The sequence below is a fragment of the Streptomyces sp. NPDC029041 genome, assembly GCF_040637515.1.
Taxonomy (GTDB): Bacteria; Actinomycetota; Actinomycetes; order Streptomycetales; family Streptomycetaceae; genus Streptomyces.
Genome location: NZ_JBEZWO010000013.1, coordinates 31,961 through 46,910, shown reverse-complemented (window position 1 = coordinate 46,910; position 14,950 = coordinate 31,961). Strand labels below are relative to the sequence as shown.

Annotated in this window: 11 protein-coding genes and 1 riboswitch; of the genes, 5 read left to right on the top strand and 6 right to left on the bottom strand. The window is 71.8% G+C overall.

From position 1 onward, the window contains the following. The first annotated feature begins 139 nt into the window (after positions 1-139). The gene (locus tag AB0F04_RS29660) at positions 140-1,432 is read left to right on the top strand and encodes a PspC domain-containing protein (protein ID WP_362046871.1); all 1,293 of its coding nucleotides are present in this window, start codon (positions 140-142) and stop codon (positions 1,430-1,432) included. Beyond that, entirely contained in the window at positions 1,429-2,160 is a 732-nt protein-coding gene (locus AB0F04_RS29655) for a response regulator transcription factor (RefSeq protein ID WP_053674576.1), read from the top strand. The genes AB0F04_RS29660 and AB0F04_RS29655 overlap by 4 nt, the downstream gene beginning before the upstream one ends. A gap of 55 nt (positions 2,161-2,215) precedes the next feature. On the opposite strand, the gene AB0F04_RS29650 is transcribed toward AB0F04_RS29655, so the two are convergent. Next, positions 2,216-3,274 carry an NlpC/P60 family protein gene (locus AB0F04_RS29650; RefSeq protein WP_362046868.1) on the bottom strand — a complete coding sequence of 353 codons (1,059 nt, stop codon included), beginning with the start codon at positions 3,272-3,274 and terminating at the stop codon, positions 2,216-2,218. A 421-nt stretch (positions 3,275-3,695) separates the two neighbouring features. Between AB0F04_RS29650 and AB0F04_RS29645 the strand changes: the two genes are divergently transcribed. Continuing rightward, entirely contained in the window at positions 3,696-4,049 is a 354-nt protein-coding gene (locus AB0F04_RS29645) for a hypothetical protein (protein WP_053674578.1), read from the top strand. Here AB0F04_RS29645 and AB0F04_RS29640 read toward each other — a convergent pair. Both AB0F04_RS29640 and AB0F04_RS29635 read right to left on the bottom strand, forming a co-directional pair. Next, positions 4,027-4,968: a hypothetical protein gene (locus tag AB0F04_RS29640; protein ID WP_362046865.1), complete on the bottom strand. Its 942-nt coding sequence runs from the start codon at positions 4,966-4,968 to the stop codon at positions 4,027-4,029. The two genes, AB0F04_RS29645 and AB0F04_RS29640, sit on opposite strands and share 23 nt — an antisense overlap. Before the next feature lie 95 nt (positions 4,969-5,063). After that, complete coding sequence (locus tag AB0F04_RS29635; RefSeq protein ID WP_362046862.1) at positions 5,064-6,251, bottom strand: NlpC/P60 family protein; 1,188 nt, start codon at positions 6,249-6,251, stop codon at positions 5,064-5,066. An 8-nt stretch (positions 6,252-6,259) separates the two neighbouring features. Continuing rightward, positions 6,260-6,432, bottom strand: a riboswitch (cyclic di-AMP (ydaO/yuaA leader). Positions 6,433-6,746: 314 nt separating this feature from the next. Here AB0F04_RS29635 and pcrA point away from each other — a divergent pair. Beyond that, positions 6,747-9,224: a DNA helicase PcrA gene (pcrA, locus tag AB0F04_RS29630; RefSeq protein ID WP_362046859.1), complete on the top strand. Its 2,478-nt coding sequence runs from the start codon at positions 6,747-6,749 to the stop codon at positions 9,222-9,224. A gap of 122 nt (positions 9,225-9,346) precedes the next feature. Here pcrA and AB0F04_RS29625 read toward each other — a convergent pair whose 3' ends face one another. Beyond that, on the bottom strand, positions 9,347-10,969 hold the full coding sequence (locus tag AB0F04_RS29625) for a peptidoglycan DD-metalloendopeptidase family protein (protein ID WP_362046857.1): 1,623 nt from the start codon (positions 10,967-10,969) through the stop codon (positions 9,347-9,349). 105 nt (positions 10,970-11,074) lie between these two features. Then, complete coding sequence (locus AB0F04_RS29620) at positions 11,075-11,938, bottom strand: alpha/beta fold hydrolase (RefSeq protein WP_362046854.1); 864 nt, start codon at positions 11,936-11,938, stop codon at positions 11,075-11,077. Positions 11,939-12,459: 521 nt separating this feature from the next. On the opposite strand from AB0F04_RS29620, the gene AB0F04_RS29615 reads away from it, so the two are divergent. Continuing rightward, positions 12,460-12,876, top strand: coding sequence for a cobalamin B12-binding domain-containing protein (locus AB0F04_RS29615; RefSeq protein WP_362047184.1), 417 nt, complete (start codon positions 12,460-12,462; stop codon positions 12,874-12,876). Positions 12,877-13,061: 185 nt separating this feature from the next. On the opposite strand, the gene AB0F04_RS29610 is transcribed toward AB0F04_RS29615, so the two are convergent. Next, the gene (locus AB0F04_RS29610; protein ID WP_362046851.1) at positions 13,062-14,855 is read right to left on the bottom strand and encodes a DUF5691 domain-containing protein; all 1,794 of its coding nucleotides are present in this window, start codon (positions 14,853-14,855) and stop codon (positions 13,062-13,064) included. Positions 14,856-14,950: the final 95 nt, after the last annotated feature.

Genomic DNA, 14,950 nt, shown 5'->3' with positions numbered 1-14,950 from the left:
GGAACGACCCTGGCCGGACCCTGATTTCGGCCCTGAGGGGCGGCTCGGGAAGCGTTCGAGGGACCGCCCGGGCAGATCAGGGGAGCCTCAGGGGCCGACCCTGATGCTCCGGCCTCCCGCACGTGTGACCATCAATGGCATGTCGGAAGCCGCAGCAGCGCCACTCGCCGAACCGCGGCCGCCGCGCAAGCTCTACCGCAGCAGTGACGGACGCTGGCTCGGGGGCGTGGCGCGGGGCCTCGCCGGGCATCTCGGCCTGCCCGTGATCTGGGTACGGCTCGTCTTCGTCGGCCTGTTCATGGCCGACGGCCTGGGCGCGCTGCTGTACGCCGCGTTCTGGTTCTTCGTCCCGCTCGGTGTCGGCGGGGTCGAGGAGCAGAAGCCGCCGTCGGCGGTGACCGCGGAGACCTCGCCCGACGGCCGCCGCAGACGCGTGGCGCGCAGACCCGACAAGGGCCAGATCGTGGCCCTGCTCCTCATGGTCGTGGTGGCCATGGTCTTCGTGGGCAACGTGAACCTCAGCGGTGGGGCCCGGGCCTACCTCTGGCCGACCGTGCTCGTCGGCGCGGGCGTGGCCCTGGTCTGGAGGCAGGCGGACAACGCCCGCCGGGCCCGCTGGGCAGAGGTCGGCCGCCGCCGGCGCACGGTCACGCTGCTGCGCTCGGTGGGCGGGGTGCTGCTGGTGACGGCCGGCGTCTCCGGCATCTTCGTCCTGCAGGGCTCCGCGGCACACCTCGGTTCCGTCCTGCAGGCGGCCCTCGCGGTCCTCGTCGGGATAACGCTGCTCGCCGGGCCGTATCTGGTGCGCATGACCCAGGACCTCTCCGAGGAACGCCTGATGCGCATCCGTGCCCAGGAGCGCGCGGAGGTCGCCGCCCATGTGCACGACTCGGTGCTGCACACCCTGACCCTGATACAGCGCAACGCGGAGAACGCCGGGGAGGTCCGCCGCCTGGCCCGCGCCCAGGAACGCGACCTGCGCACCTGGCTGTACAGACCCGAAGGCACCGGCAAGGAGGAGGCCGACGAGCCCACCACCCTCGCCGACGCCGTCCGGCGCAACGCGGCCGAGGTGGAGGACAAGCACGGCGTGCCCATCGAGGTCGTCGTCGTGGGCGACTGCCCCCTCGACGAGGGGATCGCCGCGCAGATGCAGGCCGCGCGGGAAGCAATGGTGAACGCCGCCAAGTACGGTGGCGAGGGCGGCGCCGTGCAGGTCTTCGCCGAGGTGGAGGGGAAGACGGTCTTCGTGTCCGTCCGGGACCGGGGCCCCGGCTTCGACCTCGATTCGATACCCGCCGACCGGATGGGTGTCAGAGAATCGATCATCGGCCGCATGGAGCGCAACGGCGGGACGGCGCGGCTGCGCGCGGTGCCGGACGGCGGCACGGAGGTCGAGCTGGAGATGGAGAGGGCGGAGAAGACGTCATGAGCGACCCGACCGAGGCGAACGGTACGGCGGAGGCGGCGGGGCCCGCGCAGGAGGGCGGCGGCCCGGGGCGTCATGTCCGCGTGGTCCTCGTGGACGACCACCGCATGTTCCGTACCGGGGTCCAGGCCGAGATCGGACAGACCGCGCAGACCGGTGTCGAGGTCGTCGGTGAGGCCGCGGACGTCGACCAGGCCGTCACGGTCATCACCGCGACCCGCCCCGAGGTGGTCCTCCTCGACGTGCACCTGCCGGGCGGGGGCGGCGTCGAAGTGCTGCGCCGCTGCGCCCCGTTGATGGGCGACACCGAGCAGCCGGTCCGCTTCCTCGCGCTGTCCGTGTCGGACGCGGCGGAGGACGTGATCGGCGTGATCCGCGGCGGGGCCCGCGGCTACGTCACCAAGACGATCACCGGCACGGACCTGGTGGACTCCATCTTCCGCGTCCAGGAGGGCGACGCGGTCTTCTCGCCCCGGCTGGCCGGGTTCGTCCTGGACGCCTTCGCCTCCACGGACGCGCCGCCGGTCGACGAGGACCTGGACCGCCTGACCCAGCGCGAGCGCGAGGTGCTGCGCCTCATCGCCCGGGGCTACGCGTACAAGGAGATCGCCAAGCAGCTGTACATCTCCGTCAAGACGGTCGAGTCGCACGTCTCGGCGGTGCTGCGCAAGCTCCAGCTCTCCAACCGGCACGAGCTGACCCGCTGGGCGACGGCGCGGCGGCTGGTCTGACGCGGGGCCGGGTCTCCCGCGCCCGGCCCTCCGCCCACCTCGCTGACGCTCCGTCTCACACCACCCGCGTCGCGCCCGCGAACGGCATCTCGTCCAGGGGCGCGATGCGGACCGGCGCGGACGGGTTGGGGGCGTGGATCATGCGGCCGTTGCCCACGTAGATGCCGACATGGCTGATGCCGGCGTAGAAGAAGACCAGGTCGCCGGGGAGGAGTTCGGAGCGCGAGACGCGGCGGCCGGAGGCGATCTGGGAGTACGTCGTGCGGGGCAGGGCGATGCCGGCCGCGCGGTAGGCGGCCTGGACGAGGCCCGAGCAGTCGAAGGCGTTCGGGCCGGTGGCGCCCCAGACGTAGGGGCTGCCGAGCTTTTGGTGGGCGTAGGAGACGGCGGCCGCAGCCCGGGAGCCGGGCGCCTGGGACGAGGCGGAGCCGGGGGCCGCGAGAGAGTCCCGGACGCCCGCCGCGCGCGAGGCACGGCCCTGCGATACGCCCAGCCGGGAACGTTCCTGCGCGTCGAGCCGGGACAGCAGCCGCCGTGCCGAGCCCAGCTTGGCGGTGATCGTCTTCTTGTGCCGCTTCAGCTCCGTCTGACGTGACCTCAGGGAGGTCAGCTCGATGTGGGCGGCGCCGCGCAGCTGCTCGATCTCCCGGAGCTGCTTGCGCACGCCCGCGACGGCGGCGTTCTGCCGGTTCCCGGCGCGCTCGGCGAACTCGGCGTTCTCGAGGTACCGGTCGGGATCGTCGGACAGGGCGAGCTGCACCGCCGGGTCGAGACCGCCGGCACGGTACTGCGCGGCGGCGACCGACCCCAGGGCGTCACGGGCGGAGTCGAGTCGCTCCTCCTTGCGGGCGGCCTGGTCCTGGAGGCCCTTCAGCCGCTGCCGGGCCGCGTCGGCCTTCTCCTTCGCGCCGTTGTACTTCTCGGTGGCGACCTCCGCCTTGCGGTACAGCCGGTCCACCTTGGCCTCGACCTGGCCGGGTGTGAGCTGTGGTTCGGCGTGTCCGGTCCCGTCGAAGCCCGTCGCCGTCGCCGCGCCCGCGAGTGCGATCGTGGCGGCCGTACGGGCCTTGCCACCACTCATTGCGCGCTGTCGGGGCTTGCGGTGCGCTGCCACCTGGAGGCCACGTCCTTTCCTCGGCCGCCGAGGGGTGCGTGCGGCCGCCGGGGGAGCGGACGTGCGGCCTTGCGCGTCCGGCGACGGCCCGCACAGGGGGAGCGGACCGCCGCCGGATCTTTCGGCGGTGGTGTCCGACTGCCGCCCCTGGCCCGGGCGGCGGTGGGGAGCCGGGCACCTGGGGGAGGACGCTAAGCGTCTCCGTGGCGGGCCGGGGGCGGGTGTGCGGAAGTGTCGGGAGAGGACCGGCGGTGACCGTATGCGACCGTGAACCCGCCCAGGCGTCGCCTACTTCACTCAGCGTGATGACCGATGGGTCGAATCGTGAGCGAGTGACCGTGATCGGGTGCTATGGGGTGCATTGATGCGTCCCCGGGCCGGTGTCGGGTGGCTTCGGAGCCCCTGATTAGGCTCCGGCCTCATGGACGTACTCATCCACCTCTTCGTGGGCCTCCACATCATCGGCATCGCCTCGCTCCTGGGGGGCTTCCTGACCCAGATGAAGGCGATGGGCGAGGGTACCGCCCGCTTCACCCCCGCGATGCTGCACGGCGCGCTCACGATGCTCGTCACCGGTGTGATCCTGGTCGGCCTCAACCAGGCCGACGACCAGACCGTGAACAACATCAAGATCGGCGTGAAGCTGGCCCTGCTGATCGTGATCCTCGGCCTGGTCTATGTGAAGCGGGACGACGAGAAGGTGGACAAGGGCCTCTTCGGTCTGGTCGGCCTGCTGACCACGGCGAACATCTTCATCGCCGTGCTCTGGACCTGACCCCGGGGCGCCTCCTGGCGGCCCGGGCGGAGGTGAGGGCCCAGGCGGTGCACCCGAGCCATGCGGCCACCGCGATCCACAGCAGCACCTCTCCGGCGACGTCGAGCCAGGGAACGTCGAGGGCGGCGGCGACCGCGAGGGTGGCCGTCGCCGTCACGACCGCGGCGAACACGGTCGCCCAGCGCCGCACGTCGTAGTGGTGCCGGGGCCAGAAGAGCTCGGCCAGGAGCAGGGCCACGCAGGCGATCAGCGCGAGCACCAGCAGCGTGACCGTCGTCGTGCGCAGGGTGTCGGCGTTCTCCTCGTTCCACAGGTTCAGCCGTGGGCTGTCGGCGCTGAGGAGTGCCGCCCCGGCCAGTGCGGAGACGGCGAGGGCGCCGGCCGCGAACCAGTGGTCCCCGTGCCCCTCCTCCACCTGCCGGGGCTCGAAGCGGAACAGGGCGAAGCAGTAGAGCGCGAGCCCCAGCCAGAACAGCACCAGGGCGGCGTGGGCGAGCCAGGCCGCCCTGTCGGCCGCGGCCAGGGTGGCGCCGAGCACGGCGATCGCCTCCGTGGCCACGCAGCGTAGGAACACCGTTCCGCGCCGCCCTTGGGCCTCCACGGTGAGCAGCACCGCCCAGAGCACCATGGCGAGCGCCAGCAGCGCCTCGGCCACGGGCTGCTGCCCGGCCGCCGAGAAGCCGGTGCCCAGGATCGCGGTCGCCGCCACCGTGGTGAGCGCGGCCGGTGTCTCCACCCGGCCCTCGCCGCGCGTCCGCCGGACGAGGCCCGCGGCCGCCGCCAGCCAGGCCGCGCAGGTCAGGGCCAGGGCGATGCGGGAGAGGGCGGCGTACCCCGCCGAGTCGAGACCGGCCGACACGATGCCGGTCGCCAGCGCATACGTCGCCCACCATGCGGCAAAAGGGGAGGGACCGGACATAGCGCCGATGCTAGAGAGCGGCGCGCGCGGGGGGAGGAGGGGCACGCGCACGTGCCCCTCAAAAATGCGTCGCGATCCGCCGGACCTCAGGCTGCTCAGGCCGGGCGCACCACGCTGTGGATCGCCGACTCGCCGTCGTAGTAGATCGACTCCTCGCGCACGTACGTACCGGGCTTCGGCGCGTGGATCATCATGCCGTTGCCGATGTAGATCCCGACGTGGGTGACGTCGTCGTAGAAGAAGACCAGGTCACCGGGTTGCGCCTGGGAGAGCGGGACCGTGGTGCCGGCGTCGACCTGGTCGTAGGTGGTGCGCGGCAGGGTGACGCCCGCGGCCTTCCAGGCGGCCTGGGTGAGGCCGGAGCAGTCGTACGAGCCGGGCCCGACCGCGCCCCACACGTACGGCTTGCCGATCTGGGCGCGGGCGAAGGTGAGCGCCTTGTCGGCCTTGGTGGCGTAGGAGGAGTCGGCCGGGGCCGTCGGGGTGGACGAGCCGGAGGCCGTCGACCCCGTCGATCCGGAGGGGGAGGACCCGCCGTCCTGCTGCCGGGCGGCCTCCTCCTGAGCCTTCTGCTGCGCCGCCTGCTGCCGGGCCAGCTCGTCGGCCTTGCGGGCGGCCTCGGCCCGCTTCTCCTGCTCGATCGCCGCGAGCCGGGCCTTCTCCTCGGCGGTCAGCTTCGTCATCAGTTCGCGCGCGTCGGCGAGCTTGCGCTGGACGGTGGCCTTGGCCGTCTTCAGGTCGCCCTGCGACTCGGTGAGCGTCTCGAGGCTCTCGGTGGCCTCCTGGCGCTTCTTCATCGTCTCGGACTGCTGCGTGATGTAGTCGTCGACCGCGACCTTCTGGCGGCCGGTCATCCGGTCCATCAGCTGCGTCTGGTCGAAGTAGTCCTGCGGGGTGTCCGCGAGCAGGAACGTCGCCGTGTCCGGGGCGGCGGCACCGGTGCGGTACTGGGCGGAGGCGAAGGAACCCAGTTCCTCGCGCGCCTCGTTGAGCTTCTGGGTGCGCTGGGCGACGTCGTCGAGGAGGGTGTCGACGCGCTTGCGCTGCTTCGCGGTCTTCTCCTTGGCCGCGTTGTACTTGTCGGTCGCCGACTCGGCCTGGCGGTACAGGTCGCCGACCTTCTTCTCGACTTCCTCCAGGCTGGGCTTGTCGTCGGCCTCGGGGGCGGCGTTGGCCGACTGGGACAGCAGGGCCACGGAGGTGAGGGCCGCCGTTGCGAGGGCGGGGGTCCGTATGCCTGCCATGCGCGTACCCGTAGGACGCGACTTGCGGTGCGACGCCAAGGGAGGCGACTCCTTCCATGTTCCGCCTACCGGGTTAGCTGTCGGGTTCGGGCGGGTGGTTCGGAAGGTTTGCCCTACGGCCTTCTCCGCACAGGGAGTCGGGCCGATTCACCCCAGGTTCACGGTTGGGTCCCCGGCTCCGGCTGCCGCTGCGGCACGCCGGACTCGGCGGAGGCCGCGCGGCCCGGCGACGTTCGCCGGTGGGGGTCATGCGGCCCGGTCGCACCGTAGCCAACTCGTGTGGCCCCTGTGAAGGTTGATGGGTGATATGCCCGATACATTTTCGTGACCTTATTCCTGAGCGTTGCCGAGAGTGAACGATCAAGGGGGATTGAGTGGGAAAAGTCCCCACTTGCCAGGTGGGTAGCAGGGCGTGATCGCGCCGTCATGGAGGGCGACAACGCGCCACCGGGCGGTCGGCGGGGCCCCGGGCGCGCGGCGATGTTCTCAGGGCGGCGGCGGGCTGTCAGTGGGGCGCCCTAGACTCGGAGAGCGATGAGCAGCCTCTTTGACGACAGCTTCCTGGCGAACCTCCAGGCCCAGCGGGGCCCCGCGGACGAGCCCCCGCCGCCGCCCGAGGACGATCAGGTTCCGGAGCCGATCCCGGACGATCTGTTCGGCGGGAAGTTCGACGTGCCGCCGGACCGGGACGCCTACTACCGGGACGGAGCCCCCCGCCCGGTGGTGGACACCGCCACCCTCCTGGAGGGGCTGAACGACAACCAGCGCGCCGCCGTCGTCCACTCCGGCTCCCCGCTGCTCATCGTGGCCGGCGCCGGCTCCGGCAAGACCCGCGTGCTCACGCACCGCATCGCCCACCTGCTCGCCGAGCGGGACGTGCACCCGGGCCAGATCCTCGCGATCACCTTCACCAACAAGGCCGCCGGTGAGATGAAGGAGCGCGTCGAGCAGCTCGTCGGCCCCCGCGCGAACGCCATGTGGGTCATGACCTTCCACAGCGCGTGCGTGCGCATCCTGCGCCGGGAGAGCAAGAAGCTCGGCTTCACCTCGTCCTTCTCGATCTACGACGCCGCCGACTCCAAGCGCCTGATGGCCCTGGTCTGCCGTGATCTGGACCTCGACCCCAAGCGCTTCCCGCCGAAGTCCTTCAGCGCCAAGATCAGCAACCTGAAGAACGAGCTGATCGACGAGGAGGACTTCGCCGCCCAGGCGACCGACGGCTTCGAGAAGACCCTCGCCCAGGCCTACGCCATGTACCAGTCGCGGCTGCGCGAGGCGAACGCCCTCGACTTCGACGACCTGATCATGACGACGGTCAACCTCCTGCGGGCCTTCCCGGACGTCGCCGAGCACTACCGCCGCCGCTTCCGGCACGTCCTGGTCGACGAGTACCAGGACACCAACCACGCGCAGTACGCCCTCGTCCGCGAGCTGGTCGGCACCTCCGAGCACCCCGTCGACGTGCCGCCCGAGGCCGAGATCCCGCCCGCCGAGCTGTGCGTGGTGGGCGACGCCGACCAGTCGATCTACGCCTTCCGCGGCGCGACGATCCGCAACATCCTCCAGTTCGAGGAGGACTACCCGGACGCGACGACCATCCTGCTGGAGCAGAACTACCGCTCCACGCAGACGATCCTCAGCGCCGCCAACGCCGTCATCGAGCGCAACGAGTCCCGCCGCCCCAAGAACCTGTGGACCAACGCGGGCACCGGCGCCCGGATCACCGGCTACGTCGCCGACACCGAGCACGACGAGGCGCAGTTCGTCGCCGAGGAGATAGACCGCCTCACGGACGCCGGCGAGGCCAAGGCCGGAGACGTCGCCGTCTTCTACCGCACCAACGCCCAGTCCCGTGTCTTCGAAGAGATCTTCATCCGCGTCGGCCTGCCCTACAAGGTCGTCGGCGGCGTCCGCTTCTACGAGCGCAAGGAGGTCCGGGACGTCCTGGCCTACCTGCGCGTGCTGGCCAACCCCGAGGACTCGGTGCCGCTGCGCCGGATCCTCAACGTCCCCAAGCGGGGCATCGGCGACCGCGCCGAGGCGATGATCGACGCCCTGTCCCAGCGGGAGAAGATCAGCTTCCCCCAGGCCCTGAAGCGCGTCGACGAGGCGTACGGCATGGCCGCGCGCTCCACCAACGCCGTCAAGCGGTTCAACACGCTGATGGAGGATCTGCGCACCATCGTCGAGTCCGGCGCCGGACCGGCCACGGTGCTGGAAGCCGTGCTGGAGCGCACCGGATACCTCGCCGAGCTGCAGGCCTCCACCGACCCGCAGGACGAGACCCGCATCGAAAACCTCCAGGAACTGGCCGCCGTCGCCATGGAGTTCGAGCAGGAGCGCGGCGAGGACGAGCAGGCCTCCCTGTCCGACTTCCTCGAGCAGGTCGCCCTGGTCGCCGACTCCGACCAGATTCCCGACGAGGAGGACGGCGACGGCGTCATCACACTGATGACCCTGCACACCGCCAAGGGCCTGGAGTTCCCGGTCGTCTTCCTGACCGGCATGGAGGACGGCGTCTTCCCGCACATGCGCGCCCTCGGCCAGACCAAGGAACTGGAGGAGGAGCGGCGCCTGGCCTACGTCGGCATCACGCGCGCGCGGGAGCGGCTGTACCTGACGCGGTCCACCCTGCGCAGCGCCTGGGGCCAGCCGTCGTACAACCCGCCCTCCCGCTTCCTGGAGGAGATCCCGCCGACCCACGTGGAGTGGAAGCGGACGGGTGCGGCCGCGCCCGCGTCCTCCGGGCCGGTCTCGGCTGTGGCGGCCTCGCTGTCGTCGTCCCGCTCGCGCTCGTCGGCGTCGGGCGCCTCGGGTTTCGCCACGCGCCGCACGTCCGAGAAGCCGGTGGTGTCACTGGCGGTCGGGGACCGCGTCACGCACGACCAGTTCGGGCTCGGGACCGTCGTCGCGGTCAAGGGCACCGGCGGCAACGCCGAGGCGACGATCGACTTCGGCGACACCAAGCCCAAGCGGCTGCTGCTGCGGTACGCGCCGGTGGAGAAGCTGTAGCGCCGTGACGTGAACCCGTGTGCCCCTGCGCGATCGACGCGGGCGGGGGCTGCCGGGGCGTCACCCGATGCGGGCGAGGCCTGCGGGGACGTTGCTCGACGCCGACGGAGGCCGCCGGGACGTTACGTGGGGTCGATGCCGTGGCTGCGCAGCCAGGGGAGCGGATCGATCGCCGAGCCGCCGCCCGGGCGCACCTCGAAGTGCAGGTGCGGACCGGTGGAGTTGCCGGAGTTGCCGGAGCGCGCGATCGGATCGCCGGCCTTCACGGTCGTACCCGAGGGGACCGTGTACGTGGAGAGGTGGCAGTACCACGTCTCCGTGCCGTCCTTCGCGGTGAGGATCAGCATGTTGCCGTACGCGCTGTTCCACTGGGTGCGCACGGTGCCGTCGGTCGCGGCCATCACGGTCGTGCCGTACGAGACGGGGAAGTCGATGCCGGTGTGCAGGGACATCCAGTTGATGCCGGACTGGCCGTAGTAGGCGCTGAGTCCGTGCCGCGCGACCGGCAGGGCGAACTTGGGGCGCAGCCGCTCCTTGCGGGCCGCCTCCTCCGCCGCCCGCTTCTTCTCTGCGGCCTGCTGGGCCTTGAGGTCGATGCGCTCCTGCGTGCGGCTGGCCCGGTCGGCGAAGTCGTCGGCGCCGGCGGAGAGGCTCTGCAGCTGCGTGTCCAGCTTGTTGTTGGCCGTGGCCGGCTTGACCGGCTGCGCGTCCGCCGCGGTCGTCTGCGCCTCGGCGGCACTGTCGCCGGAGAAGGTGCCGACGGAGGCGGCGGCGATCCCGGCGACACCCATCACGCACGCCGAGGGCACCGCGATGGTCATCAGCGCCGAGCGCTTGGGGGGCGTGCGGCGGCGGGAGCGGGAGCCGGCGCGTGAGGCCGCCCGCGAGGACGGGGCCGGGGTGACGTCCTCCTGGCCGTCCAGGAGGGGGGTGACGACGGGCAGTTCACCGGTGGTGGCCGGCTCGCCGTCGTCCGTGTCGGGGGCGTGATGGCCGGCTTCGGCGGATTCGTCGTACGTGACCTGGTCGAAGGCGGCCGTCTCGTGCTGGTCGAAGGTTTCGGCAGGGTGCTCGAAGGCGTCGGGAGCCGGTGCGGCGGTGCCGTCGGAGTTCCACTGCGTGGCGTCGTAGGCGCCCGTGTCGAAGGCCTGCGTGCCCCAATCCCACTGCTGGGTGTGGTCGGCCGGGTTGCCGGACTGGTCGGGCTGGAGCCAGGCGCCGGTCTCCCACTGTCCGGTGGCGTCGGGAGACGGGGCCTGGGACGGGATGACCGGCATCGGCTGCTGCTCGGCCGTCCAGGAGGTCGTGTCGTAGACGCCGGTGTCGTAGGCGGCGTGGTGCTGGGCCGCGTAGGCGTCGTAGTGCACGTTCTCGTGCGTGCCGGTGGGCCAGTGGCCGGTGTCGTAGGTGCCCGAGTCGTGTCCGCTGCCCGGCATGTCGCCGAAGAGGGGGTCGGTCGCGAAGCTCGCGGTGGCGTGCCCGGTGGCGTCGAATCCGGTGGCGGGGTACTCGCCGTACGTGGTGAAGTCGCCGTACTGGGCTTCCTGGGTGTTGTACGACGCGTAGTGCGCGGAGGCGGCGTCGGAAGCCGGAGCCGGGGTCATGGTCCCCGACGGGTGACGGTCGTTCACCAACTTCTCTTTCGCCTCGACAACAGGGGCTGCCAGAGCAGTGCGGCGACTGTACCCGGCGGTACGCGGGCACGACAATCTTCGGCAGGTTTCGCGCGCGCAGGAAACGGGCATTCGGCCGTGTTTTGGCGGACGACGGGCACGGGTTTGGTCCTGTGTTCGAAGTTTGTTCGAGCTTGATCGGTGCTGTGGCGTCGAGTGACCGCTGCAGGACGAGTCTCAGGCGACTGTCAGATCGTCGGTGTGTTCGGCGGTCGGTTCACCCGGGAGGGCCATATCGAGGACCTGTCGCACGCCGTCGGCGACGGCGGGGTGCACGGGCAGGGCGAGATGGCCGATGCCGGTCACGCGCACGTTCTGCGCCATCAGATCGGGATGGTCGATGCAGGCCGTCTCCGGCGGGTCCATCACATGGTCCAGATCGCTCCAGAAACCGACGAAGTGCGTACGGCAGTCAGGGGCGGGCGCGGTGAGCTCCTCGAGCACCGGTGAGCCGGGGCGCATCTGGCGCACGATGGGGTGCGCGTCGGCGAAGGGCATCACTCGGGTTCCCGAGTGCGGCGTGCCGAGCGTGACAAGGGTCCGCACATGCCTGTCGCCGCCGAGGCGCTGCACGTAGTAACGCGCTATCAGGCCGCCCAGGCTGTGCCCGACGATGTCGATCTGCCGGGCGCCCGTACGCTCGCAGAGCTCCTCGACGCGCCGGCCGAGCAGTTCGGCGGCGGCGCGTATGTCGCAGGTCAGCGGCGAGTAGTTGAGGCACTCGATCTGCTGCCTGCCGTGCTGGGCGAGGCTGCGGCGCAACAGGACGAAGACCGAGCGGTTGTCGATGAAGCCGTGCAGCAGGAGAACCGGTGGCTTGGCCTGCGTGGGCAGTTGGGCGGCGCCGTCCGCGGGCAGCGCAGGGACAGGGGCGCGCCGCTCCTGGGTGATGCCGGACGGATAGAGAAGGAGGTGCCCGGCCAGGATCGCGATCTCCAGGGCCGTGGCCTTCAGGAGGGCCAGGGAGAGTCCCGCCAGCCGGCCCGGCAGCAGGCGCTCGCAGAGCGGAAGAAAGGGCAGAGCAGCCCTGGTGACCTTCATGGCCGACCTCCTGTCGGCACGCGGCAGGACGGCTCCGCCCCCCGTGTGCCCTCGTGGAAAGCAGCTGCGAAGACGGCCGGCCATGACCGCGAGAGCGGCGTGAGCCGCGTGAGCTGCGGGGGCAGGACACGGCGTGTGGCGTGTGTGACGCCGCTGGTGCGACGGGGGTCCCCGATCGGTGGGGTGACGAGGCTCCCCGCCGGTGCGCCGTGTCTGCCTTGCGTGCTGTGTGTGCGGTGCGTGCCCTGCGTGCCCTCGCCGAGGTGCCCTGCCGCCGCGGTGCGTGGATGACGCGGCGGGACGGCGGCCTCGATGCGGCTCCCCTTGCGCTTGTCCCATCGTGTGATTTCCCCCTCGGTATCCACCGCGAAACTGCCGGTTGCGGGATCCTGGAGATAACGTTCGTTCACTTGCCCGGACGGTGCGGGGCGGGGTGTCCGTGCGGTGCGGCGTGTACGGCTTGCCCGATGTGTGCGGTACTTGTCGGTACCGATGGATGTAGTCGCTTCATGGAGGCAGTGATGGGTGTGGCAGCCGGTCCGATCCGCGTGGTGGTGGCCAAGCCGGGGCTCGACGGCCACGATCGCGGGGCCAAGGTGATCGCGCGGGCCCTGCGCGACGCCGGTATGGAGGTCATCTACACCGGCCTCCACCAGACTCCGGAGCAGATCGTCGACACGGCGATCCAGGAGGACGCCGACGCGATCGGGCTGTCCATCCTCTCCGGAGCGCACAACACGCTCTTCGCGGCGGTGATCGACCTGCTCAGGGAGCGGGACGCGGAGGACATCCTGGTCTTCGGCGGCGGGATCATCCCCGAGGCGGACATCCCTCTGCTCAAGGAGAAGGGCGTCGCGGAGATCTTCACGCCCGGTGCGACGACGGCGTCGATCGTGGAGTGGGTCCGGACGAACGCGCGCCAGCCTGCGCAGGCGTAGGCCTGCGGCGGCCCGTCCCGGGCGTCCCCGCCCGGCAGGAGGCGCCCCGGGCGGCGGGTCCGGCGGGAGTCCGGCATCGGCTGCCCCCGGTGACCGTCCCGGTCGTCGGCCCGCCCGGGGTTGAGTCGTCGCGGGAGGGCACCCGTCGCCGGATGCAGCGGGGTGCGCGTCGGCGAAGGCCGCTGTCAGGCCGCTCCCAGTTCCTCGGCCATCGCCGCGCGCAGACGCAGGGTCGTGACCAGGCGCTGGAAGGCCTCCGCCCAGTAGCCGCCGGCTCCCGGTGAGGCGTTCTCCGGCTCGTCGGGTACGGCCAGCAGGGCATCGAGCCGGGAGGCCTCGGACGGGTTCAGGCAGCGCTCGGCCAGTCCCATCACTCCGCTGAAACTCCATGGATAACTCCCCGCGTCCCGAGCGATGTTCAGCGCGTCCACCACGGCCCGGCCGAGCGGCGCCCCCCAGGGCACCGCGCACACCCCGAGCAACTGGAAGGCTTCGGACAGGCCGTGCGTGCCGATGAAGCCGGCGACCCATTCGGCCCGTTCGGCGGCGTTCAGCGTGCCGAGCAGCTTGGCGCGTTCGGCCAGGGACACGGCACCCGGACCGCCCGCTTCCGGCGCCGACGGATCGCCGAGCAGCGCGCGTGACCATTCGGCGTCCTGCTGGCGTACCGCCGCCCGGCACCACGCCGCATGCAGTTCGCCCTGCCAGTCGTCGGCCACCGGCAGCGCCACGATCTCCCGGGGCGTGCGGCCGCCGAGCCGCCGCGACCAGGTCCCGAGCGGTGCCGCCTCCACCAACTGACCGAACCACCAGGACCGTTCACCCCGTCCCGCGGGGGCCTTCGCCACGACGCCGTCGCGTTCCATGCCCGGATCGCACTCGTGCGGTGCTTCGACGGCGATCGTCGGGGTGGCCTCGGCGGCCCCCACGGTTCCCGTGGCCCCGGTGATTCCGGTGGCGCCGGTGATTGCAGGGCCCGTCAGTCCGGTGGGTCCGGTGGGTCTTGTGGCTCCGGTGGACGCCGAGGCCGGCGCCGTTCTCCCGTGCCCTTCGTTTCCGGTGCCGGTCCGCAGGGGCCGCGGTGTCCGCAAGTGGTCGATGGCCACGCATGCCTCCGCCCTGACCGCCATCCGGGCGGCGAGCGCCGAACCCGGCAGGGCCGACAGCAGCTCCGCCGCCGTCGCCCGGACGTTGCGGCTGCGGTCGGCCAGGGCCTGCTCCAGGAAGGGCTCGTCGTCCGGGCCCAGGCCCGCGCGCAGAGAATCGAGGAACATCAGCCGGTCCTCGGCCCGTTCCGTCGCCCATGTCGTCGCGAGGAGGTCGCGGGCGGCGGCCGGTTCGCGTGAGCGCAGGGCGGACAAGAGGGCGACGCGTTCGGCGAACAGCCCGTCCTGCCAGAGTCGCCGCACCCTGTCGCCGTCCTCGGGGTGCGGCAGGGCCGTGCCGCCGCCCGGGGTCGCGCGCAGGGCGAACCGCCAGTCCGGGTTCAGCCGTGCCAGCCACAGAGCCCGGGGCCCCGCGAAGCGCAGTGCCGCCGGGCGCAGGTCGGTACGCCCCCGGGCCGCGTCCAGCAACGCCGGAAGCAGCTGCGGAGGCGGCGCAAAACCACGGGCGTTCGCCACCGCGAGCCACTGCGGCAGCAGTTCCGTCAGGTCGGGTGCGGTGCCCCGGCGGCCGCCGCCGGACGGACCGGGGCGGTCGGCCAGCAGCATCGCGAGCCTGCGGGCGGCTGCCGGCGGCAGCGGCGGACGGGTGTCCGGCGGAGCCGGCTGTGGCCGCTCGGCCGCCCGTGCCGGGCGCAGACCGGCCCGTCGTCGTACGGTCTCCGCGGCCGCCGCGTCCAGCAGGGCCGTGGGTGCGGCCGGGCCGGGCGCCGTGCCCGGCGGGGTGCGGCGGTCCGTGCCGAGCAGCGCGGTGGTGACGAGACCCTCCCAGGCGTTCGCGCCGGGCGCGTCCACAGGAGCGGAGGTCCTGGTCATGAGCTTCCTTTCCGCGGGATGCCCGGTAGTTGAAGGCTCGCCCTTACCGGTTGTCCCGTGATGCCTGAAAGATGCGTGGGTCTTGGGGTCGGTGA

What these genes read in the sequence shown, in the direction of transcription:
- AB0F04_RS29660 (WP_362046871.1), top strand. Translation starts at nt 140, where the DNA reads ATGTCGGAAGCCGCAGCAGCGCCACTCGCCGAACCGCGGCCGCCGCGC.
- AB0F04_RS29655 (WP_053674576.1), top strand. Translation starts at nt 1,429, where the DNA reads ATGAGCGACCCGACCGAGGCGAACGGTACGGCGGAGGCGGCGGGGCCC.
- AB0F04_RS29645 (WP_053674578.1), top strand. Translation starts at nt 3,696, where the DNA reads ATGGACGTACTCATCCACCTCTTCGTGGGCCTCCACATCATCGGCATC.
- AB0F04_RS29640 (WP_362046865.1), bottom strand. Translation starts at nt 4,968, where the DNA reads ATGTCCGGTCCCTCCCCTTTTGCCGCATGGTGGGCGACGTATGCGCTG.
- pcrA (WP_362046859.1), top strand. Translation starts at nt 6,747, where the DNA reads ATGAGCAGCCTCTTTGACGACAGCTTCCTGGCGAACCTCCAGGCCCAG.
- AB0F04_RS29625 (WP_362046857.1), bottom strand. Translation starts at nt 10,969, where the DNA reads ATGCCCGTTTCCTGCGCGCGCGAAACCTGCCGAAGATTGTCGTGCCCG.
- AB0F04_RS29620 (WP_362046854.1), bottom strand. Translation starts at nt 11,938, where the DNA reads ATGAAGGTCACCAGGGCTGCTCTGCCCTTTCTTCCGCTCTGCGAGCGC.
- AB0F04_RS29615 (WP_362047184.1), top strand. Translation starts at nt 12,460, where the DNA reads ATGGGTGTGGCAGCCGGTCCGATCCGCGTGGTGGTGGCCAAGCCGGGG.
- AB0F04_RS29610 (WP_362046851.1), bottom strand. Translation starts at nt 14,855, where the DNA reads ATGACCAGGACCTCCGCTCCTGTGGACGCGCCCGGCGCGAACGCCTGG.